The sequence below is a fragment of the Clostridium sp. genome, from assembly GCF_021372645.1.
GTDB lineage: Bacteria > Bacillota > Clostridia > Clostridiales > Clostridiaceae > Clostridium.
The window spans coordinates 1-23464 of the sequence record NZ_JAJFUC010000067.1; the positions used below are offsets into that span (position 1 = coordinate 1).

At 27.8% G+C, this 23464-nt stretch carries 15 protein-coding genes and 1 pseudogene; 4 read left to right on the forward strand and 12 right to left on the reverse strand.

From position 1 onward, the window contains the following. Positions 1-603: 603 nt before the first annotated feature. Positions 604-1350, reverse strand: coding sequence for a glycosyltransferase family 2 protein (locus tag LLF98_RS11020; RefSeq protein WP_291703513.1), 747 nt, complete (start codon positions 1348-1350; stop codon positions 604-606). Between the two features lie 186 nt (positions 1351-1536). Between LLF98_RS11020 and LLF98_RS11025 the strand changes: the two genes are divergently transcribed. The 3 genes and pseudogenes from LLF98_RS11025 (at position 1537) to LLF98_RS11035 (ending at position 6804) form a co-directional block, all read left to right on the forward strand. Then, a complete protein-coding gene (locus LLF98_RS11025) occupies positions 1537-2952 on the forward strand; it encodes an undecaprenyl-phosphate glucose phosphotransferase (RefSeq protein WP_291703515.1) in 1416 nt (471 codons plus the stop codon). Between the two features lie 201 nt (positions 2953-3153). Then, positions 3154-4607, forward strand: a pseudogene (locus LLF98_RS11030) (O-antigen ligase family protein). Positions 4608-4920: 313 nt separating this feature from the next. Further along, positions 4921-6804 carry an O-antigen ligase family protein gene (locus LLF98_RS11035; RefSeq protein WP_291703551.1) on the forward strand — a complete coding sequence of 628 codons (1884 nt, stop codon included), beginning with the start codon at positions 4921-4923 and terminating at the stop codon, positions 6802-6804. A 140-nt stretch (positions 6805-6944) separates the two neighbouring features. On the opposite strand, the gene LLF98_RS11040 is transcribed toward LLF98_RS11035, so the two are convergent. The 9 genes from LLF98_RS11040 to LLF98_RS11080 all read right to left on the reverse strand — a co-directional run bounded on the left by LLF98_RS11040 (position 6945) and on the right by LLF98_RS11080 (position 20233). Further along, positions 6945-8405 carry a cadherin-like beta sandwich domain-containing protein gene (locus LLF98_RS11040; protein ID WP_291703517.1) on the reverse strand — a complete coding sequence of 487 codons (1461 nt, stop codon included), beginning with the start codon at positions 8403-8405 and terminating at the stop codon, positions 6945-6947. Positions 8406-8541: 136 nt separating this feature from the next. Next, complete coding sequence (locus tag LLF98_RS11045; protein WP_291703519.1) at positions 8542-10305, reverse strand: N-acetylmuramoyl-L-alanine amidase family protein; 1764 nt, start codon at positions 10303-10305, stop codon at positions 8542-8544. Positions 10306-10751: 446 nt separating this feature from the next. Beyond that, positions 10752-11924 (reverse strand): cadherin-like beta sandwich domain-containing protein, encoded by a 1173-nt coding sequence (locus LLF98_RS11050; RefSeq protein WP_291703521.1) that lies wholly within the window; start codon positions 11922-11924, stop codon positions 10752-10754. Positions 11925-11958: 34 nt separating this feature from the next. Further along, positions 11959-12975 (reverse strand): cadherin-like beta sandwich domain-containing protein, encoded by a 1017-nt coding sequence (locus LLF98_RS11055; protein WP_291703524.1) that lies wholly within the window; start codon positions 12973-12975, stop codon positions 11959-11961. A 184-nt stretch (positions 12976-13159) separates the two neighbouring features. Further along, positions 13160-13867: a cell wall-binding protein gene (locus LLF98_RS11060; RefSeq protein WP_291703531.1), complete on the reverse strand. Its 708-nt coding sequence runs from the start codon at positions 13865-13867 to the stop codon at positions 13160-13162. A 121-nt stretch (positions 13868-13988) separates the two neighbouring features. After that, a complete protein-coding gene (locus tag LLF98_RS11065; protein ID WP_291703533.1) occupies positions 13989-14987 on the reverse strand; it encodes a C40 family peptidase in 999 nt (332 codons plus the stop codon). Between the two features lie 413 nt (positions 14988-15400). Then, positions 15401-16594 carry a cadherin-like beta sandwich domain-containing protein gene (locus LLF98_RS11070; protein ID WP_291703535.1) on the reverse strand — a complete coding sequence of 398 codons (1194 nt, stop codon included), beginning with the start codon at positions 16592-16594 and terminating at the stop codon, positions 15401-15403. A 165-nt stretch (positions 16595-16759) separates the two neighbouring features. Then, positions 16760-18082, reverse strand: coding sequence for a cadherin-like beta sandwich domain-containing protein (locus tag LLF98_RS11075; protein WP_291703538.1), 1323 nt, complete (start codon positions 18080-18082; stop codon positions 16760-16762). Positions 18083-18475: 393 nt separating this feature from the next. Beyond that, positions 18476-20233 carry a cadherin-like beta sandwich domain-containing protein gene (locus LLF98_RS11080; protein ID WP_291703540.1) on the reverse strand — a complete coding sequence of 586 codons (1758 nt, stop codon included), beginning with the start codon at positions 20231-20233 and terminating at the stop codon, positions 18476-18478. A gap of 381 nt (positions 20234-20614) precedes the next feature. On the opposite strand from LLF98_RS11080, the gene LLF98_RS11085 reads away from it, so the two are divergent. Continuing rightward, a complete protein-coding gene (locus LLF98_RS11085; protein ID WP_291703544.1) occupies positions 20615-20866 on the forward strand; it encodes a hypothetical protein in 252 nt (83 codons plus the stop codon). A 363-nt stretch (positions 20867-21229) separates the two neighbouring features. Here LLF98_RS11085 and LLF98_RS11090 read toward each other — a convergent pair whose 3' ends face one another. Next, a complete protein-coding gene (locus LLF98_RS11090) occupies positions 21230-22978 on the reverse strand; it encodes an MBL fold metallo-hydrolase (RefSeq protein WP_291703548.1) in 1749 nt (582 codons plus the stop codon). A 284-nt stretch (positions 22979-23262) separates the two neighbouring features. Next, on the reverse strand, positions 23263-23464 hold a 202-nt coding region (locus tag LLF98_RS11095), incomplete at its 5' end, for a zinc ribbon domain-containing protein (protein WP_291703550.1).

The window sequence follows — 23464 nt, forward strand, 5'->3', positions numbered from 1 at the left end:
TGTTCTTCTAAACATTCTAGTTGGGCTATAGTTTTGTTACTCAACCCTTGAAAATGCTTTAACACAACAGAATATCTTTTATACATTCTTACATTTTTAGTGTTTTTCATTGCTGTTTCTAATTCAAATATTGATTCTTGGATGAAAACTTTATTATTCATAAACTAATTACCTCACAAAATAATTCTTAATATATTTTGTGCATATTAAAAAATAATATTATTTTAATATTAAGTCTATGAAGTTTCTTTATTAGAATTTATATATATTAATTTATTAATAAACAAAAAAACAATAAAATAAATAAGGCACTTCTTGTGACATAATATTTCTGCTAAAACCTAAATACACCACACAAGAAATGACTCGATTAATTATAATTAATAATTAAATTTTTAAATTATTTAGATTTATTTCATAAATATAAGGTACATATTATAAAATATCTTTTATAATATAAAATCAAAGTTATATCCGAAATTATGCATAAATTCATGTAGATCATGTAGAATATATCTATTCTGACTAGCATACTTACTTTGATTTAATCATATATAACATTAAAAGTCAAACTTATTACGCTTTATTTTATATGAAGTAAAATTAACAAAAATAATATTTTTTAACACCATTTAATGTATAATTAATCAAATAATATATTGATAAAATCAAACTTAATTTTTCACTCTTCCTATATACTATCCATCGATTTCTGCATGCCTTTAATTTATCAGAAGAACGTCCACCTTTCCTATAAATTACCAATGATTCTTGTATTCCTACTGCTTTATATTCATGCTTTAGTAATTTTAGCCACATAACAAAATCTTCATGAAAGAATTCAGTTTGAAACGGATACTTTTTAAGCAAACTAGTTTTAGCAACAGCTGTTGAACAACAAATAACATTTTCCTTCAAAAGACCATTATAATTAATTTCCTTAGGTGCAACACGAAGAACACTATTAGTTTCATTATTATTAATCATTTCATATGATGTATAACATATATCTGCATTTTTTTGTTTAATATATTCTAACTGTTTCTCTAATTTAGAACATTTCCATATATCATCACTATCTAAAAAACTAATAAATTCACCTTTTGCTATGTTTATTCCTACATTTCTAGTTTTAGCCACTCCTAAATTTTTTTGATTTCTATATATAATAATTCTACTATCACTTTTACTTAGCTCTTCTATAATTTTAAATGAATTATCAGTTGACCAATCATCAATTATAATTATTTCAAAATAAGTGTAACTTTGGCACAATACAGATTTAATTGTTTTTTCAATTGTTTTAGACGCATTATAAACTGGTATTATTACAGATACTAAATTTTTCACTCGGTAGTTCCTCCTACATAGAATCTATTTTTTTAGTATATCACAACATAAAACCATTTAATAATCGTTTATTTGTCAATTGTCTATTAAAATAAAGTTGGATTATTCCTTAAATTAATCTATAATTATACTGAAGTTAAATTAATGCAGTTTAACTATAATACTTAATAAAGGAGATGAATATTAATGATAAAAGAAAATCAAAACCTTTTAAATAAAATCAATGCTTTAACAGATATTATAATTTTATTTATCTCAATGGTTATTGCGTATTTAATTCGTTTTCATATATTTTCACCAGATACAAAATACCTTAAATTAATCACATATATTCAATATTCAGTTCTAATTATTCCTATAAACATTCTTGTATTTCAATTTTTTAATTTATATCATTCATTTAGATCAACACCTTTTATTAAAGAATGTGTTCAAATTATTAAATCAAATACAATACTTACAGCTATTTTATTATCATTACTATTTATTTTAAAATTAGTTGATATATCTAGATGGGTTATTGTTATTTTTTATTTTATAAATATTTTTTTAATTATCTCAAAAAGATTTGTTTTAAGAAAAACTTTATTACAATTTCGTTCCAAAGGGTTAAACCTAAAACATGTATTAATCGTAGGTGCCGGGGAAGTAGCAAATGAATATTTAAATGTTATTAAAGCTAATAAGAGCTATGGTTATAATTATTCTGGATATGTGGCAGACAAATCAGACTTTAAAGGTAAAAAGCTAGGAAATTATGATGATTTATTAAATGTCCTAAATGTGTACAAGCCTGATGAAGTTGTTTGTGCTCTTGATATATCTGATTCAAAATACCTAGAAAATGTAGTTTCAGATTGTGAAAAAAGTGGTACAAAAATCTCTATAATACCATTTTGTTATAAATATATTCCAAGTCAACCATATATTGATCAAATTGGGGACATCCCTCTCATTAATATCAGAAGAATACCTTTAGATAATTTAGGTAATGCTTTTATGAAAAGATCCTTAGATATTGTTGGTTCACTGATTTTGATTATATTGACAAGTCCAATTATGTTTCCTACAGCTATAACTATTAAGTCTACTTCAAAAGGATCTGTTATCTTTAAGCAAACACGTGTAGGTTTAAATAAGAAATTATTTACCATGTATAAATTTAGGTCTATGAAAGTTAATTCTGAGGAAGCAACTGGTTGGAGCACAAATTCTGATCCTAGAAAAACTAAATTTGGTTCATTTATTCGTAAATTCTCTATTGATGAATTACCTCAATTTTTTAATGTATTAAAAGGTGATATGAGCTTAGTAGGTCCTAGACCAGAATTACCTCATTTTGTTGCTAATTTTAAGGAGCACATTCCTCTTTATATGGTAAAACATCAAGTAAAACCTGGAATAACTGGACTAGCTCAAGTAAATGGCTATAGAGGTGACACCTCAATTAAGAAAAGAATTGAATATGATATATATTATATTGAGAATTGGAATATATTAATGGATATAAGTATACTGTTTCAAACTGCTTTTAAAGGCTTTAAAAATAATGAAAAAATTATAATAAATGATGATGAAGCTAAAAAAAATGTAGTAAATTAAAAAATAAGTTACATTAATATCAAATACAACTTATTTTTTTATTTACTTATTCAACTTACAACTCCAACTATTAAATTCTAATTGCACAAAAAAATAATAATTTGTTCATTTATGGAAAAAAGCGTTTAAAAAATTTTAATTTTACAAATATAGCATGCATATTTATTTATCATTGAATTACAAAAATAAACCTATTAGGATGTGTTAAAATTGAAAAACATTAAAACTAATTTAAAGAAAAAGAACATTAATTTTTTCTTTCCTATTGCATTTATACTTGGAATTGTTCCTTTAATTGTTCGCATGACAATTATTAACTCTGATGAAAATACCTTTAGTATATTCGGCCCAACAGCCAAAATCGATTTATTTTCTCAGAAGAAAGCTTCGTTTTTAATTGTTTTTTGTATTATATTAATTACTATTAGTATAATATTTTTTAAGAGAATATTTGAGAAAAAGGATAAAACTATAAATTCAAGTTTAGTTTTCAGTAGTATATTATAATTTTCACTTTGCTTTCTGCAATATTTTTAAATTATAAGCAAGTATCTTTCTATGGTATATTTGATAGAGCTGAAGGATTTATTACAATTACTTGTTATATTATTTTATTCATATATTCAATTTACACATTTAAAACTACTAATGACTACAAATATATAATCACTCCAATTTTTATCTTAGTTGGTATCAATGCATTTTTAGGTCTTTTTCAATATATTGGACAGGATTTGATCAAAAGTAACTTAAGTACTTCTATCGTTGTTCCTAGTGAATATCAAACGCCAAATAGTGGATTAAATTTACTTTTTGAAAAAGGCAAGTTATATGGAACTTTATATCACTATAATTACGTTGGCAGCTTTGTTGCTATTGTTTTACCAATATTATTTTGTTTGACAATATTTGAAGATGAAGATATTATGCATAAGATATTTTTAGGCATTGCATCTATTCTTTCCATATGGTTATTATTGGGTATCACATCTCGTGTTGGAATTCTTGGCATCTCTATAGCAACTATTCTAGGTGTTTTTATATTTGGAAAATTTGAATCTGATTCAAATAGAGCTGATGGTCTTCTTTTAAATATTAACAAGCAACCTATATTTATGTTTAATCTAAAAAAAGATAACAATATTCATTTAATAAATCTAAACAGTAAAAAGGATATGAATATAGTTTTCCCTGAAACCTTTGAATTTAAAGGTAAAGAAAAGCTTGGTTCTATGAGAGCATATATTTAGTCAAGGTCAATTCCTATGCTTAAAGATAGTCTGGTACTAGGTAGCGGACCTGATACTTTCGTTTATCAATTTCCTCAAAATGATTTAATTGGTAAATACTATGCTTATAGAGCACCCAATATTATTGTAGATAAACCTCATAACCTTTACTTGCAAATAGCATTAAATGATGGTGTAATTGCATTATTAGCATTTCTAGCTATTATGATTATTTATATTGTTGATAGTATAAAGTTATATGCTTTAAAAAAGGATTATAATAAATCTCAAACATTAGGTGCTGTAACTTACTTAGGAGTTATAGTATATTTATTTGCTAGAATTTTCAATGATTCAGTTGTGAGTGTTGCTCCTGTATTTTGGATAGTTTTAGGTGTTGGAGTTGCACTTAACTATTATGAATAGAAAAGAACTTACTATAAATCGCAATAAATAATATAATCTTAAGAAAAGTATTTATAGCAAGTTAAAATAGTTACTGCAAATAATTTAGCTGACATAACAAAATTAAAAGCAAAAAATAAGAAACATGAGCTTATAACTCCTGTTTCTTATTTTTTTGAATATAAACTTAACAACCTATTCAGTACATTAAATTTTTCAATAAAATTACTCTCCCTCAAATTCATTGCAATAGCTTGTCTAGGGTGCTATAATAAATATTTGTATAGATAATTTACAAAAATAAAACTATTAGGATGTGCGGAAATTGAAAAATATTAAAACTTTTTTTAAGGAAAAATCAAAGAATTTTTCCATTGCATTTTTCAAAGGAAAATCCATTAATTTTTTCTTTCCCATTGCGTTTATACTAACAATAGTACCTTTAATTGTTCGCATAGTAGCTCTCAAAGTTGATCAAGATACTGCTGACATATATGGTGCAATAGTTCAAAATGATTTATTTTCTCAAAAAAAAGCTTCTTTTTTATTATTTTTTTCAATTATATTAATTTTTATTAGTATTATATTTTTTAAAAGAATATTTGAAAAGAAAGATAAGTTTGTGAATTTAATTTTAATAGGAAGTATTATATTTTGGGCCTTCACCTTATTTTCTGCAATATTTTCAACACATAAGAATTATGCTTTTTATGGTGCTTTTGATAGAGCTGAAGGATTTATTACAATTACTTGTTATATGATTTTGTTCATATACTCAATATATACATTTAAAGTTGCTGATAATTATAAATATATAATTATTCCAATTCTTTTTTTAGTAACTATACTTTCATTCCTAGGAGTATTTCAATATATAGGACATGATTTAATTAATAGTAAATTAGGTTTATTTCTTGTTTTAGGTACAACTAATAGCAAACTTAACTTAATGTATGAAACAGGTAAATTATATGGAACTTTATATCATTATAATTATGTTGGTAGCTTTGTTGCTATAGTTTTACCAATATTATTTTCTTTAACAATATTTCAAAAGAAAATTCTTTATAAAATAATTTTGGGAATAGGATCATTGCTTTCCATATGGCTATTGTTTGGAAGTACCTCTCGTGCCGGAATTATTGGTATTATTGCAGCAATTCTTTTCGGTCTTATTGTATTTGGAAGGATTATATTAACAAAATGGAAACCTGTTACAATTTGTTTAATTTCTATAATTATTTTAGCCAGTGGACTTAATTTTGCAACTAAAGGAGTTATTTTCAATAGACTTCCCGGACTTGTTACGGATATTTCTAATGCATTCAAAAATACAAGTGATTTTGATTTTAGTGAACATACTTCTGTTAAAGATATAAAACATATAGATGGACATGTTGAAATTTTATTACCTAAAGAAACTTTAAAAATATCCTATGAAAACAATAATTACGTATTTAAAAATTCTAAAAATGAAGTTATACAATACATTGAGCAAAATAATAAAGATAAAGCTAGTAAAGACAAGATTTATGCAACTAATAACAATGCATTTAAAATAATTTCCTTTACTACAAAAAAAATTAATAATAAATCAACTATACCCGATTATCTTTATTTAAGAATTAATAACCAACCTATGTTTGTATTTAATTTACTAAATGATAATAGTATTCATTTAGTAAATCCTGATAGCAAGAAAGATATTGATATAGAGTCTCCTGAAATATTTAGTTTTCTAAAGGGAAAGGAAAGACTTGGATCCTCAAGAGGTTATATCTGGTCAAGATCTATTCCTTTACTTAAAAATAATCTTATTTTAGGTGGAGGTCCTGATACTTTTATTTATCAATTTCCTCAAAATGATTTAATAGGTAAGTATTATGCTTTTTCTACTCCTAATATGATTGTTGATAAACCACATAATCTTTATTTACAAATAGCATTAAATGATGGTTTGATTGCATTATCAGCATTTATATTTATTATGATTATTTATATTATTGATAGTATAAGGTTATATGCATTTAAAAAGCACTATAATGAATCTCAAATATCAGGTAGCTCAACTTGTTTAGGAGTTATCGGCTATTTATTTGCTGGGTTATTTAACGATTCCGTAATAAGTGTAGCACCAATATTTTGGATAATCTTAGGTGTTGGTATTACCCTTAATTTTATTAACAGAAATTCACTAAAACAAAATCTTGATAAATAATATAAAAAGTGGACAGTGTATATATTTTTTACACTGTCCACTTTTCCTATATATATTTAACACTCTTACTACTACTTTTAATTTTGATTATATGTTATTCTTAACGGATCATTTTTACCTTTTTATGATACTAGGTTAATCTAAAATACCCAAACTCCATTTGTATCTATCTTATATCCATTAATTGTTGTGCTTGTCACCATTTGTCCAGTTGAATTTAAGTAGTACCACTTTCCATTAGTATCTTTAAACCATCCCGTAATCATAGCACCACTACTATCTAAACAATACCAATTCCCATTATATGATACCCATCCCGTAGCCATGGTTCCATCTTCTTTAAAATAATAATTTTTCCCATAACTCTCATCAAAGTACCAAGTATTTTTCAAATAATTTCCTACGGAATCATTGTATTTCCATTTTCCATTTATGTTGATCCATTGATTAGTCTTAACATCTGTACTAGTAATTTGTCCATTATTTGATGAATTAGATTGACTTGTTCCTCTATATACTGTTAAAGTATATAATCTTTCTTCAAATTCATCATCGTTTCTATCGTATGAATTGCTATTATTAACCTTAATTTGAATTACATTTTTACCTTCTTCTAAATTTACTCTTCTCATATAAGGGTCTGCAGTTGTAGTTCCATTAACTCTAACCACATCATCATATTCTGGTTTTGCTTTTATAACTATATTATCCCAATTTTCTTTAACATTTAAAACATAAGAAGTTACTTTAGGTTTAAAATTAAGTGGAATACTTCCATCTTCAATAACTATATCATCTAAATATATAGGATCTTGTTCATTATCAATTACTTGTGAAGCATTTACTTCATTAGTTCCTCCTCTATATATATTTAAAGTATAAGTTTGCTCATTTCCTTCATTATCCTCTAAATCTATCAAAATTGTGTTTTTTCCGCTAGTTAATTTTATCGTCCTCCTATAACTTTCATCTTTATCTACCGAAATTCCATCAATTTTAACTTCATAGTCATCATACTCTGGTTGAGCTGCTATTCTTATTTCGTTTATAGAAGAATTAACATTTACATCATATGCCATCTTATTTTTTGAATATGAAATACTTCCATCACTTAAAGTAATACTATCTAAATAAACACCATCAGAATCATCTGAGTTAGAAGCGCTACCCCTATTTACAACTAAATTATAAGTTCTTATACCATAATCTTGAGTTTCAACTTTTATTTTAATTAGATTTCTTCCTTTATTTAATTCAACAGTTTTTTCTGCCTTGTTGTCAACCAAAGGAAGAACACTTGACCCATCTATCTTAATTTTATCAGTACTATTTTTAGCTGTAGCAGTAACTACTATTGACTCATCACTACTATCTATTTTAACAGTATATTCAGTTTTCTTTTCCGAAAAATCAAGCTTTCCTTCACTTATTTCCAAATCATCTAAATAAGAGTTTTCGATTGCTTCTTCTTCATCGTCATCATCAGTAGATGCATATGCTACATTGAGATTAAAATTCTTTAAATATTTTACTGGTGATACTACAGAAAAAGCTGTTAATACTAATAACATGGCAACTAAACGTTTTATTTCTTTATTCACATTATTTCCCCCAATTCCATATATCATTAATTTTACCTTACTAATTAATAATGTACAATGTACATTAATTCTAAATTATAACAGTGTAAAAAAAGAGACGAGGCATAACCTCGTCCCAATTTTAAATTGTCAATTATTATTTAACCCAAGCTCCTGATGCTCCTAATACATAACCATCAACAGTTGTATTAGCTAACATAGCTCCTGATGCGTTTAAGAAGTACCAAGTTCCATTATCATTTAACCAACCAGTAGCCATAGCTCCTGATGCCTTTAAGAAGTACCAAGTACCGTTAGAATTTAACCAACCAGTAGCCATAACTCCATCAGCTTTTAAGTAGTACCAAGCTCCACCAACGTTAACCCAGTTGTTAGCAACTTTAGTTCCAGTTGCATCGTAGAAGTTCCAAGTTCCATCAGCTAATTGATCCCAACCAACTTTAGCTGGAGCAACTGGAGCAGCTTCTGTTTCAGTTTGAGCTTTTCCTTCATTTACAGTTGTATAGATATCTCCATCTACTTCCCAAGTGATTAAGCTGTTTTCATCATATATGCTTAATGCATCTAATGAAGAATCAACGCTGTAAACTTTTGTGAATTCATTATTTTTGAATTCATAGATTTTTCCATCAGCTACAGCCCAAACATTTCCATCAACGTCAGTGTCAACAGCTTTTACGTTATCAATATCAACATCATCAGCATCATCTTTTTCTGCTAAATAAACATCAACTTTACCAGTTGGTGCTGAAGCAACTTTGTACTCAACTTTATCCTTCTTAAGGTTAATGCTTGTTACTTTAACATTACCACTAGCAGTAGCAGTAGCATCATTATGAATAGCTAATAATTGTGAACCTACTACTGCATATGTTGTATTAGTAGCACCTACTAAAACGTCAGCTGCATCAGTAGCATCGTCAGAATCAAGAATTTCACCAACATTAACTTCATAAGAAGCTACAGTCTTTGGAAGGTAAGCATCATCTTTCTTATCTCCTTGAGCTTTAGAAATCTTTTGAACATAGTAATGTTTAGTTGTAGTTCCTGTTGTAATTCCTGCTGTTCCAAGTGTTACAGATGAAGATGTAGTTCCAGTAGCTAATGTAGTGTTTGCAGAATCATTTACATTAACAGTAGCTAATGCATAAATATAATCTGCATCTTGAGTTAATACATCAAGACTTACTAATTCAGCTTCTAATTTTGTATCTGAATTATAATCATTATATTCTTCAACTTTAACCATTTTTCCTTTTGCTGTGCTATAAGCATAGATATTAGCTAAGTTAGAAGCATCGATGTATTTACCAGTTTGATTAGTAAATCCAATTAATGTTCCTGGTCCTGTTAATGAACCTATTGAGTTATCTTGGTGTGCTGATGGAGCTATTTCATATTTATACCAAACATCTCCAAATTTAGCACCACTTTGGATTTGTGTAACATCACCAGCATTAATTACTATGCTATCATCATATCTATCAGTTTTCTTTAAAGCTGATTTTAATTTTGTTTCAGCAGAATCTGCTTTATCTTCTGCTGTATCATCATCAACAACATCTCCAGATGATAAATCTATTAGATATTCATCAGATCCATCTTCTGCAGTAGCGTATTTATCTTCATATGCTAATGAATAGTTAGCATTTCCACCTAAATTTGCATCTTCAACATCTTCTAATAACTTGTCCTTATCTCCTGCATTGTAGTAGATAGCTGCATCATCATCATCAGTTCTGTAACCTTGATAAACATACTTTCCATCTTTGTATGCTACCGCATTTTCTACAGTACCATCCTTAGTTCCTAATCTGTCTGAAGCCATAGCTGGTACTACTGACATAACAGAAGCAGCAGCTACTAATAAAGCTGTAATTTTGTTTGCTCTTTTAAACATAATTTTCTTTCCTCCTAAATTTTAAAATTCTGATAAATTATAGCATTATTGTATAATCGTGTAAAGATATATAATGCTTATAAATGTATATTTTTGTATAAATATAATATTTACACTTTATATCATATGTAATTTATACCAAATTTACACTGATTATATTAATATACCATATTAAATTAAACTTGTATATAAAATACTATTAATTATCAGATTAACTATTATTCATAATCTTTCCTAACCTGTCATTAAATAATACAGATATAAAGTTTATTTTTGGTACTTTTTTTAAAATATTTTAGAAATAAATTTTATATATTCCTCATATAACTTTTCTTTCCTGTGTTTCCACTATATAATACAAAGGATTATTTATTTTTAGGTACCTTTTTTATAATTTTCTTTTTTAAAGGAAACTCGACTCACACAAAATCATAGATTTTGGTTCCCTACTTAACCCAAGCTCCATCGTTTCCAAGCTTGTATCCATTTATCTTAGTATTTTTAGCCATAACTCCATTAGATTGTAAGTAATACCATTCACCATTTATATTTTGCCAGCCAGTTTTCATTCCTCCATCCTGCCCTAAATAGTACCAATTCCCACTAATATATAGCCAATTAATAGCCATTGTTCCATCTTCTTTTAAATAATAAGTCTTATTATAGTTTCTATCATAATACCAGCAATTCTTTAAAACATTTCCTGTTGAATCATTATACTGCCATTTACCATTTACTTGTACCCATTGATTCATCTTAATATTACTATTTTCATTTACATTAGATTGAATTATACTTTGTCCCTCAGAAGCCTTACCTCTAATTATATTTAAAGTATAGGTTCTAATTTTATCATTAATATCCATCACATTTATTTTTATTACATTTAAACCTTCTTTTAAATGTAGATCTTTTTTATAATTATCATCATCACTAACTTTAAAGCCAGCAATTTTCACAGTATAATCTTCATCTTCTGGTTGAGCCTTAATTTCTATATCTTCTTGATCTTCATCAACTGATATATTATATGAAATCGTATCCATATGGAAGTTAATACGAATATTGCCTGAATCTAATGTTAATCTTTCTAAATAAATATCATCTGCTCCATTTGCAGATGATTTATTTATGTTTAATTTATAAGTTTTATCACAATTAGTTATATCTTCATTATCTACTGCTCTTTCAAGAGCTTCTTTACTTGTATATGTTCTTATATATAATGTAGTTTTTCCATTTTCAAGTGATATATTTTCTCCCATATCATGAGGTGTAGCATATTTTCTATCAGATTCAAAAACCTTGGCTACATAGTCTTTCCCTTCTACTTTACCATAAATTTTCACTCCATCACTTTCTCCATCAAGAGTTAAGTAATAAGTTTTTTCATCTGTTAAGTATTTTTTATATCCACCATAATCATCACAAAGCTCAAGGCTATCTCCATTTGTTGTTTTAACATCTAAAGATTTTAACTCCCCATTATCAGCAAGAGAATAGGTTGATGCTTCAGCATAAGCTTTTGTAGTTAATATTGAAAAATTTATCGGAGAGAATACCGATAAAGAACTTGTAGTAAGCAAACATGCAAGCATTATTTTAGTCTTTTTATTCATATATATTCCTCCTTACATTAGTATTAATTATTTTTTATTTTATCCAAACTCCATTTGAATCTAATTGGTATCCACTTATTACTGTATTCTTAGCCATAGCTCCAGAGTCGTATAAATAATACCATTTTCCATCTGAATTTTTAATCCATCCAGTTTTCATTGCTCCAGTTAAATCTAAGTAATACCACTGTCCATTTACATTTTGCCAACCAGTTTTCATTATTCCATTACTATCTAAGAAATACCATATTCCCTTAATTTGCTTCCAGCTTGTCTCTTTATTCCCTTTTTCATTTATATAAGACCATTGTCCATTATTTAATATCCATCCATTAGTTGTTGATGTACTTATCGCTCCTTTATTTATATGTAAAGTGTATATTTTTTCATGCTCATCATCATCTTGTATTTTTATTTCTACTTTATTATCTCCATTTTCTAAAGATACTGTCCTTTTATAATTCTTATCTTCATATGCTGTTATCCCATCAATTTCAACATCATAATCAGTATCTTCTGGCACTGCTTTTATACTAACATCTTTAACGTCAGATGGAACATTTATATTATAAGAAGTTTCTTCTTTAGAAAAATCTATATCTCCTTTACTTAAACTTATACTATCTAAATAAATTTGTTTTTCTTCTTCTATTTCTCCTCTTATTACAGTTATAGTATAAGTATTCTTCTTTGAGCCATTTTGAACTTTTATAGTAACAGTATTTTCCCCTTTGTCTAAACTTACCACTTCCTCATAACCATTACTTTTATAAACTTCATTTCCATTAATCTTAACTTCTGCATCCTCATCTTTAGGTGTTGCTCTAACTTCTAATTCATCTATTGATGAGTTTAGTTTTAATGTATATTCTGTTTTACTAGATTTAAAATCGATTAATCCTCTTCCTAAAGAAATCTTTTCTAAATCAGCACCTTTAACTCTTGCATAAGCTTTTATAGTCATAAAGTTTAAATATTTTGAAGGCTCTATTGCAGAAAACGCACTAATAGCAAGAGCAATAGATATTATACGCTTAATTTTTTTATTCATTCTAACTCTCCTCTTCATTATATTTTATTACTTATATATATTTTACCATACTTTCTATTTTTACCACTATTACATTTAATACTCATTTTAGTTAAAATTAGAACCTCAAAACTAAAATAAAAATAAGAGTTATAATAATCAAAAATTATTATAACTCTTTACCATAATACTCTATATATTTTTACTAAAAACTCATTGAGAATTCTTCAATTTCAAGTGTACTCCAAGAAGCTTTTTCAATTATTTTAATCCTACCATTAACACTTTTAAAATTCTTATCAGTACTATCTGATAAAATAAAGTTAGCTATAACTGTGTTCTTAGGAGCAATTTCTTCATTAAAAGATGCATTCTTTTTAGTATTGTCAACTGTAACATCATCTTTAGTTTGTATACATAAATCTTTATCAGATTTATTTTCTATTTGAACTTTTATTTTTGGTCCAAGTTTTGATTCTTTATTTATTCCAATATAAGTTACTTTTATATAATTATCCTCAAATAGCACCTTATTCTTATTTATATCTTGCATAATACCATCTTCACCTAAATAATATCCGCCTACAACTGTATCTTTATCCATAACACCTGTATTACCTAAATGATACCATGAACCACCTTGCTTAATCCAACCTATTTGCATTACCCCTAATTCATTAAAATAATACCACTGTCCCCCATCTTCTACCCAGGCAGTTTTCATTATTCCATTAGGATCAAAATAATACCAGGCACCATCAATGCTTTGCCATCCCATAACCTTAGAATTCCTTGAATCAAAAAAACACCATTGCTTATTTATGTTTTGTTTCCATTCTGCTGAAGCAGCAATTGGAGTAATTCCTATAAGTAATATTGAAGCTAATAAAGTAGTAATTACTATTCTTTTCATTTTTATTCCTCCCTAAATTAATATATATCTCTATATATAGATATATATATAGAGATATATGCGAATCAACATTTAAATAAATTTAATATTCTGAATGTGGTGTTGTTTTAAGTTTATATTACTAATTTAAAATTCTTCCTACATACTTCATATTAGATGTACTTAATTTACTTATTTTAACAATGTCTCCAGTATGAGGTGCTTGGATATACATATCATTTCCAACATACATTCCTACATGTGTTGAGTTAGAAACTTTGTTAAACACTAAATCTCCTGGCTTAATTTCAGACATACTAATAGTAGTTGCAGCACTTTGTTGATCTTCTGATATTCTTGGTATATCTATCCCTTGTGCGTTAAATACATATTGCATAAGGCCAGAACAATCAAATCCTTCCGGAGACTCGCCTCCCCATAAATAAGGAACTTTTAAATATTTTTCTGATTCTTCTATTACTGCCTTAGCTTTGTCTGAAATATCAGAAGGCAATGTTACTGGAATAATAATATCTGTACCACTACTTAATATTTCACTATTTTCTTGTATATATTTTAAAAGTTTTTCCTTTTCATCTTCTGATTCCTTAATTTGTTTTTCAACATCATCTTTATTTTTTTGAAGTTCTATACTCTCTTTTTCTATGTTTTCCTTAACTTCTATAAGTTTTTGTTTTGATTCTTTTGCTTCTAAAATAAGATTTTTATCACTCGTACATATTTCAGAAATTATATACGCCTTTTTTACTGCATCTAGAAAATCACCTGAAGAAAGTAATACATCTAAATATTGCATAGGTGTAGCTTCAACACCTCCGTTCAATTGTATTCCCTTTAGTCTCTCTTCTAATTGTTTATCTGTTTCTTCAATATTTTTTTCTGCTAATATTAATTGATTTTGATTATCTTTTATATTATTTTCTTTTTCTAGAATTTGCTCTTTATATTTATTTAACTCGTCCATATTATATTCAATTTTACTATCACATTCCTGTATATTTTGTACAACCTGTTCAAGCGATAATTCATTAGGCTCTGCAAATGCTGGAACCCCACTACTTGTTACTGTTGTCAAAAATATTAAAGTTGCTGCTATTGTAGTTTTATATTTCTTTTTCATTATATTCTCCCTTAGTCGCCTAGTATCTATTATTATTGTTCTTAAAATTATATTATGTACATCTAATTATAAGAATAAATATGGCTGCATTACGCTTTCGTCAAACTATGTATATTATAAACAAACAGCCTTTATGTGTTAAATTAATTTTAAAATAACCGTATTAATTCTTAGTTTGTTAAATACTACTAACTACATTATAATACAATAAATCTTGTTATTTTTTACTATTTTATTAAGATTTTATTACTAATGCCAAAAGCAATCTTATAGTCACATAAAATTATTATATTATATGCAATCAATATTTAAATAAAGTTAAAATAGTAGAAGCATAGCAATATAAGTTTTAAGGATAGAAAAATTCCCATGAATCTTTCTATCCTTATTCTTAAAAATATATAATTGTAGTCTTATCTAATCCAAGCTCCATCAAAGCCAACTTTAAATCCACCAATTATAGTATTGCAAGCCATAGAACCATCAGCATATAGATAATAATATTTACTTCCATCCATTATCCAGCCTGTTCTCATTCCTCCATCTGTACCTAAATAATACCACGCTCCATTATAACTAAACCAACCAGTTGCCATATATCCATCACTTTGTAAAAAATAAGTTTTGCCATAATTTCTATCATAGAACCAACTATTTTTTACTGGATTTCCTGTTGCATCATTATATTGCCATCTTCCATTTACTAGTACCCATTGGCTAGCTTTAACAGTTGAAACATTAGTTGCAGTGCCTGTACCAATTGAAGAACTTCCGCCTCTATTTATAGTTAACGTATATATTCTATCGTTATCATCATTATCTTGAATTTCTATTTCAAATTTATTTGCGCCTTTATCTAAATCTACTGACTTCTTATAACTATCAGAATCATCTACATCAGAACCATCAATTGTAACAGTATCCTCATCTTCATCTTCTGGTACTGCTTTAATTGTTACTTCATCAACATCACTAGCAACATTATAAGTATAAGCAACTTTTGAATCTGATAATGTAATACTTTCACCATTTACACTAAGTCTATCTAAATATATATCATCATAATCACTTGCATCTGTAGAATTTGAATTCTCATCACTTGAATCACTGCCTGTATATTCTATCTTAATTTCGTATTCACTTTCTATATTAGCATCATCATTATCATCATCATATTCTACACTTGACCCTGGTTCGTCATCATATACTCTTACAGTAAGAGTTGTATCTCCTGATATACTAATATCACTACTTATACTTTTACCCTTGGTATTATCAGAAGTTCCCTTAAATACTTTAACATATTTTGAGCTAGGGCCATCTATATCTATATTAACAGTACTAGATGAAGTTTTAGCATAATAAGTATCTTCATCTGGTGTATCATCCTTATCTAATCTACTGTCACTACTATAATCACTATCACTATAAAGCTTTATAGTGTTTCCAGTTGAACTCTTTAATTGCAAACTATCTAATGTTGTTTCATCATTTTCTGATGCATAAGCTTTTGTAGTTAATAAATTTGCATGTGTTGCTGGTGCAACAGCTGAAACAGTTCCAATTACTAATGCTATAGCAATTATCTTTTTTAAATTTTTATTCATAATCTTTCCTCCATTTTATTATCATCTTAAATTCTCATATTTCTATAATATATTAATTTTACCACTTAAATCATAATTGTCCAACTTATTAATATTAATTTTCCCTTAATTTTCTATAAATTTTACAAAAAAACATACATAAGCGTATTAAAAATTATTACTACTTTAATTAATTAACACACCTTCTGAATCCAAGTGTGAACCATTAATTGTTGTATCTTTAACCATTTTTCCTGTTGAGTCTAAGTAATACCATTTCCCATCTGAATTTTCAATCCATCCAGTTTTCATAGCTCCATTATTGTCAAGATAATACCAATTTCCTGATGAATCTTCTAGCCATCCCAGTTGCATTACTCCACTTTTGCTTAAGTAATACCAATTTTTATCTAAGCATATCCAACCTGTCTTCATTTCTCCATTTTCATTGAAGTAATACCAATTGCTGTTATCATTAAACCACCCTGTAGACATAGTTCCATCTTCTTTTAAGTAATAATTTTTCCCAGTGTTTTTATCAAACCACCATTTATTTTTTAAAGCCTCTCCCGTACCATCTATATACTTCCATTTTCCATTAACTCTTTGCCATGCATTAAATTTATTGGTCTCACTTTGAATTGTAAAAGTTTGAGTACCTGAAGTTGTGCTTGTACTTGTTTGTGTTGTGGAAGTTGATGATTTTCCTCTATATATGTTTAATGTATAAGTCTCATCATCATCGTCATCTTCAACATATATTTTGATAGTGTTATTTCCTTTGTCTAAGCTTATTGTTTTTTCATAATTATCAGCTTCTTCTACAGATTTACCATTAATTTCAACTAAATCATCATCATCTTCCGGGGTTGCTCTAACAAGTATCTCATTGACATCTTCATCAACATTTACATCATAATAATATTTATCCTTTGTAAAATCCACATTCCCATCACTTAAATAAATACTTCTTAAATATGCATATTCTTTATCATCTTCTTCATCAGAACTTACAACTGGTTTTTTTACATGAATTACATAAGTTTGTTCACAATCAGTTACATCCCCATCATCATAAGCTTCTTTATATGCATCTTCACTTTTATAAGTTCTCAAATAAATATTGGCATAAGTTTCATCAATATCAATGTATTCGCCAACATCTTCGCCTTCTTCAGTTTTACCAGCAGAAGTAAATTGCTTAACTACATATCCACTTCCTTTTACATCTGCAGATATATCAAAACCATCAGCACCTCTAAGTTCTATATAATAATCACTTTGTCCTGTTAATGAGACTTTATCACCAGTATAACTATCACGAAGTTCAATTTCAGTTCCAGTACTTTTAGTTATAGTTAATGAACTTAACTCACCATTACTTGCACCTTTATATGTTGCTGCGTAAGTTGCCGTAGTCCCTAGTATAAAATTGTTTGCTGGTAAAATACCTGAAATTGTTCCAATCACAAGACTTGCAGCAATTATATATTTAATCCTTTTATACATTATCTTCCTCCTTATACATTTTCTAATTTATATCACTTAATAGTTCTCATCTAATTTCTTATATAGTAGCATAACCTTTATATAGTTATAATACCATAAACTAATTTAATTATAAATATATAACTATAATCCTATACATTTCTAATTTTACTATATAGTTCTAAACATTTTGTTATGTAATTATTAATTTTTTATAAATATTTTTATTAAAAATACATCTGTAAATCAATATTATTATACATTTTTTTAATCTAATTTTACTGAAGATATTATGAATGAAACTAAAAATATATAAACCCAAAATGAAGGTCATGCTTTTGTGGAACAAATGCATGACCTTCATTTCGGTAGTTTACATACTTAACTCTAGTTTTAACTTTGGGTATGTATATTTTAAATTATTAATGCTCCACTTGTAGTGAATTTATATATTTTCCCATCAATTGTTTTGGTTCCAGTTGCCATTGATCCATCTGAATTTAGATAGTATTTTGAATTAGAATATATTAACCATCCTGTTTGCATAGTTCCATTTGTGTTTAAGTAATACCACTTTCCACCATCAAGTAACCAGCCTGTCCTCATTGAACCATCATTATTTAGATAATACCAACCTTCAGTTCTTGCAGTGTCAGTATTGGTAGTTGTTGCATTAGTGCTTGAATTAGTATCACTTGAAGTATTAGCATTGTTATTACCTTCAACTGCGACTTCTTGTTTATACCAACCTGTCCTCATTGCTCCATTTGTATCTAACAAATACCACTTTCCATCTGTCTTTTGCCAGCCTGTTAACATAGCACCTTTTGCATTTAATAAGTACCATTTACCATTATCTTTAAGCCACCCTGTTACTCTTAGTCCATCTTCATCTAAATAACAATATAGTCCTACCTCTTTATCAAATAGCCATGACTTCTTTAATGGGTTTCCATTTTCATCATTATATTTCCAGCCAACATCTGTTTGTACCCATCCAGGTTGATTGTCTGTTGTATCAGTTTCATCTATAGCTTGAGCTTCACCTCTGTTTATAGTTAAGGTATATGTTCTTTTTTTATCATTTACTTCATCTTGAATTACTACCTTAACAGTATTTTCACCTTTAGATAAAGATATATTCTTTTCATAATCATTTCCAGAATTTACTTCTTCTCCATTGATTGTGACTAAGTATTCTTCATCTTCTGGAGTCGCTGTTATTTTGATTTTACTAATCGACTCATCAATATTCACCTCATATGAAGTGTCTTCAGCTGAAAAATCAATATTTCCTTCATTTAAGCTAAGATCATCTAAGTATATTTCATCTTGATTATCACTTGATGAACTGCCTCTTGTTACATTTAAAGTATAAGTTCTTTGATTATCCTTATCATCTGTAACTTTTATTTTAATTTCATTTTTACCATCATCTAAATAAACAGTTTTTCTATAATTATCACTAGAATTCACTAATGATCCATCTATTCTAACTCTGTCATCACTATCTTCTGGCGGTGCTGTAATTTTTATTTCACTAACAGATGAATCTACTTCTATATCATAACTAGTTCTTTGCTTTAAGAAGGTTATGTCTCCTTTGCTAATTTCAATATTTTCTAAATATATAGAATCTTGAGTATTATCTTCATAAGAACTTTCTGTTGTTTTCTTTACATTTACTGTATATTCTTCTTCACAAATTGTTACATCTTTTTTATCATCTTTAGCTTTTCTATATGCTGATAAAGATTCATAAGTTCTTACATAAAGAGTTGTATTACCTTTTCCAAGCGGAATTTCATCTCCTGATTGATATCCTGTTGCATCAGCTTTATCAGATGTGAATATTCTAACTATATAACCTTCACCTTTTACAGATGCATTTATTTTTATTCCTTCACTGTCATCTGTAAGTTTTGCATAGTAATCTTTATCATCATTTAATTTCACTGTACTTCCATTATATCCATCCTTCAAATCAAGAGTATCTCCATTAGTTGATTTTACAGTTAATGATTTTAATTCTTCACTACTTGGAGAATATGAAGATGCATAAACGGGTTTCGTAGTAATATCTAAAAATGTCCCTGGTGTTATCGCTGAAACTGCCCTATAAGTACCAATAGCAAGTGTAATTGCAATTATACGTTTTATATTTTTATTCATAATATTTCCCCCTCGTGCCATTATAACGTGAAATTTTTCAGCTAGAATTTTATATTCCAACTGAATTTAGTTGAATTCGTACCCTCATTTGGTACCTTATCCATGTAAAATAATTTTACCATGATTTTTATGTAAAATACAATGATTTCATATTACGGATTAAAAATGTACAATTTCCAATTAATAATTATTAGGTCTGTTCATTGTTTTCTATATATTTCATGTATTAATAAGAGTCTTTTTTCAAATAATACTAATGCAAACATATTCAAATGAACAATTTACAATGTATACTTCACAATTAAATAACGAATCCCCATTAACAATGACAGTTAACAATTGTTATACATTGTAAATTATAACTTAATAGGAGTGATTATTATGAGTACAAAAAAAGTTTCTAATAATACAAATTTACAAAATAGCTCAAAAGAAAAATCCAGTAATGTTTATCCACCAAAAATGAGAACTGATTATACTCCAAGTGATGAAAGTGTTGAAAGTGCAACTGGTGTGGATTTTCCTATAAATATGCCAAATCCAGCAGTAGACCCTATTGTTTCACAGAATATATCTACTGCAGAATTTGATTATACACAAGATATGTTCCCTTCAGACGATTCTGGATTATAAGTGAGATAAGTGAGAGTCCAAATTTTATATTTGGGTTCTCGAACTTAGTTAACTCGTGCATACGAGTTAACTTCCTTTTTACATTTGGTCCCTCGAACTTAGTTAACTCGTGCATACGAGTTAACTTTCTTTTTGTATTTAGGCACTCGAACTTACTCAAGGAAGGTCTGTGAGTCGAGTTTCATTTATTAAATTTTTCTTAATCATATGAATATATTTACTAATTTGGGTTAAAATAATAATTGTACCCCATAATACGTAGGCACTAGAGTTTATCATTTTAATTTAGTGCTTATTTCCCCAGAAAAAAGTTTCCCATAAACTTCATCTTTATGGGAAACTTTTTGTTTCTAGTAAGAGTATCTATTTTTGAACTGTCCAATTTTCTGGCGTTGCATATATTGAAACTCCATCTTTTGCACTTGTTTCATATATGCTAACTCCATTTGAAATTAAATTATTGTAAGCAATACTTTTTTCAACACTTTCCTCTGCTCTGCTTACTATACCTATATCTGGTTTTAAATATCTAATATAGTCTACGGTTGACGATGTATCCTTTCCATGATGTGGTACCTTTAATACATCAACATCTCTTCCATTTAATAAATTCTTTACCCAAAAATCTTTTTCTGAATTCCATTCCATATCAGCTGCAAACAAAGCTTGCAAATCTCCATAATTCAAATATACAATAGCTGAGTTTTCATTAATACCCCAATAATATTGTGAAATCTCTTCAGAGCCTATTCCCCCAAAGTTTTTATCTGCTTGTACAAATTGTAAGATTTTATTTTCATCTATAAATTCACCGTTCTTTGTATCAGTGAATTTAATATCCTTATTTTTCATTGCTTGTACTGCATCTTGATAAATTTCATAATCTATTTTCATCATTTCAACCTGAGCAGCATTTTTCTTTGTAACTTTTACATTTGAATACCAATCTTTCATTATTGCAATATCAGGCATATAGACTTTCTTCACTTTAAAATTATCCAAAATAGTAGCTAGTCCACCAATGTGGTCAGAATGTCCATGAGTAATTATAATATAATCAATTACCCCTTTTCCATCTTTCTGTTTAAGGTCTTGCTCCTTTAAAAAATTAACTACTTTTTCTGAAGTCTTTACATCTCCAGTATCAATAAGTACAGTTTCTCCACTTGGAAGTTTTATAAATGCACAATCTGCATTTCCAACACTTAAGTATTTTATAAACAAATGATCTTCCATTTTTGTGGACTCAATATATCTGCCATTAGAATCGAACTTTTCCATTATATTATCTATGATTGCATTACCAGTTGCAAGACTACTGTCTGCTTTTACATAATACTTATGGGTTCTAGTATTTATCCACTGATTTGCTACCATTATTCCATCTTTAGTTGAATAGTAATCTTTTCCTTTGTAACCATATATCCCAGTTTGAAGAACTCCAGTTGTTCCAAAAAAGTACCAGTTATCTTCTATGTATTTCTTATCCGTAGCCATTATCCCTTCATTATTTAAGTAATATTTATTTCCATCATCTTTAATCCAACCTTTTTCCATTATTCCATGTTTATCTAGATGATACCAATTATAGTTAATTAACTGCCAACCAGTTAGCTTAATTCCAGCTTCATTGAAATAATACCATAAGCCTGCAATTTCTTTCCATCCAATGGTTGCAGCATAATTTTTATCTAAATAATATTCATTGTCATTGTTTGCATTAGGATTCTCATCTTTTTCTTTGAACCAACCCTTTTTTTCTAATATTCCATCCTTAGTAACATAATACAGCTTTCCATCTATGTTCTTCCATTCTGGCAAATTTTCTTGAACTGCTGTTTGTTCATTTAATCTTTCATTTGAATCTTGCTCATTTTTAGTTTCATTATCATTTTTGCTTGGTTTTTCAACATTTTGTCCAGAAATAGTTGTTGAGCTTGCTGAACCTGCCTCTTTATTTTCTGTACTTGTTGTACTTTCTGTACTTGCTACAACTATATCATTTTGCTTGTACACTTTATCATCTGCTTTTGCACTAATTCCAATAAAAGACATGCATAACAAGAAAATCATTGGAGATATGACTAACACCTTTTTTATATTATTTTGCATAACTATTGATGCCTCCTTAGACATATGATTAAACTAACAAATCAAATGTATTAGAATAATGATTTGTTCATTTTTAAACATGCCTTAATATTCACAAGGAATATTATACCTCAACATGAAAATAGTTTCAAATATTTAAGTTCCCTAAAATTTATCTTAAATATAGGGAATGTAGTGAACTACCTCGAAGCTAAAGACTTCGAAGCTTCTTGGTCAATATAGCTACTGCTACAAGTTTACCCAAGCTTACAAGGTCGAACCAACCTCAATATAATACCAATAGCTTATACTATCAGTTTTTTTAGATTTTTACTTGCATTGATGTCTCTGTCATGATGTGCTCCACAACTCGGACAAGTCCATTCTCTAAGTGCTAGATTTTTCACATCTACATTTTTGTGTCCACATTCCGAACACAACTGTGAACTCGCATAATTAGATGGAGCAACTACAATAGTTCTACCATACCATTCAGCTTTGTATTCT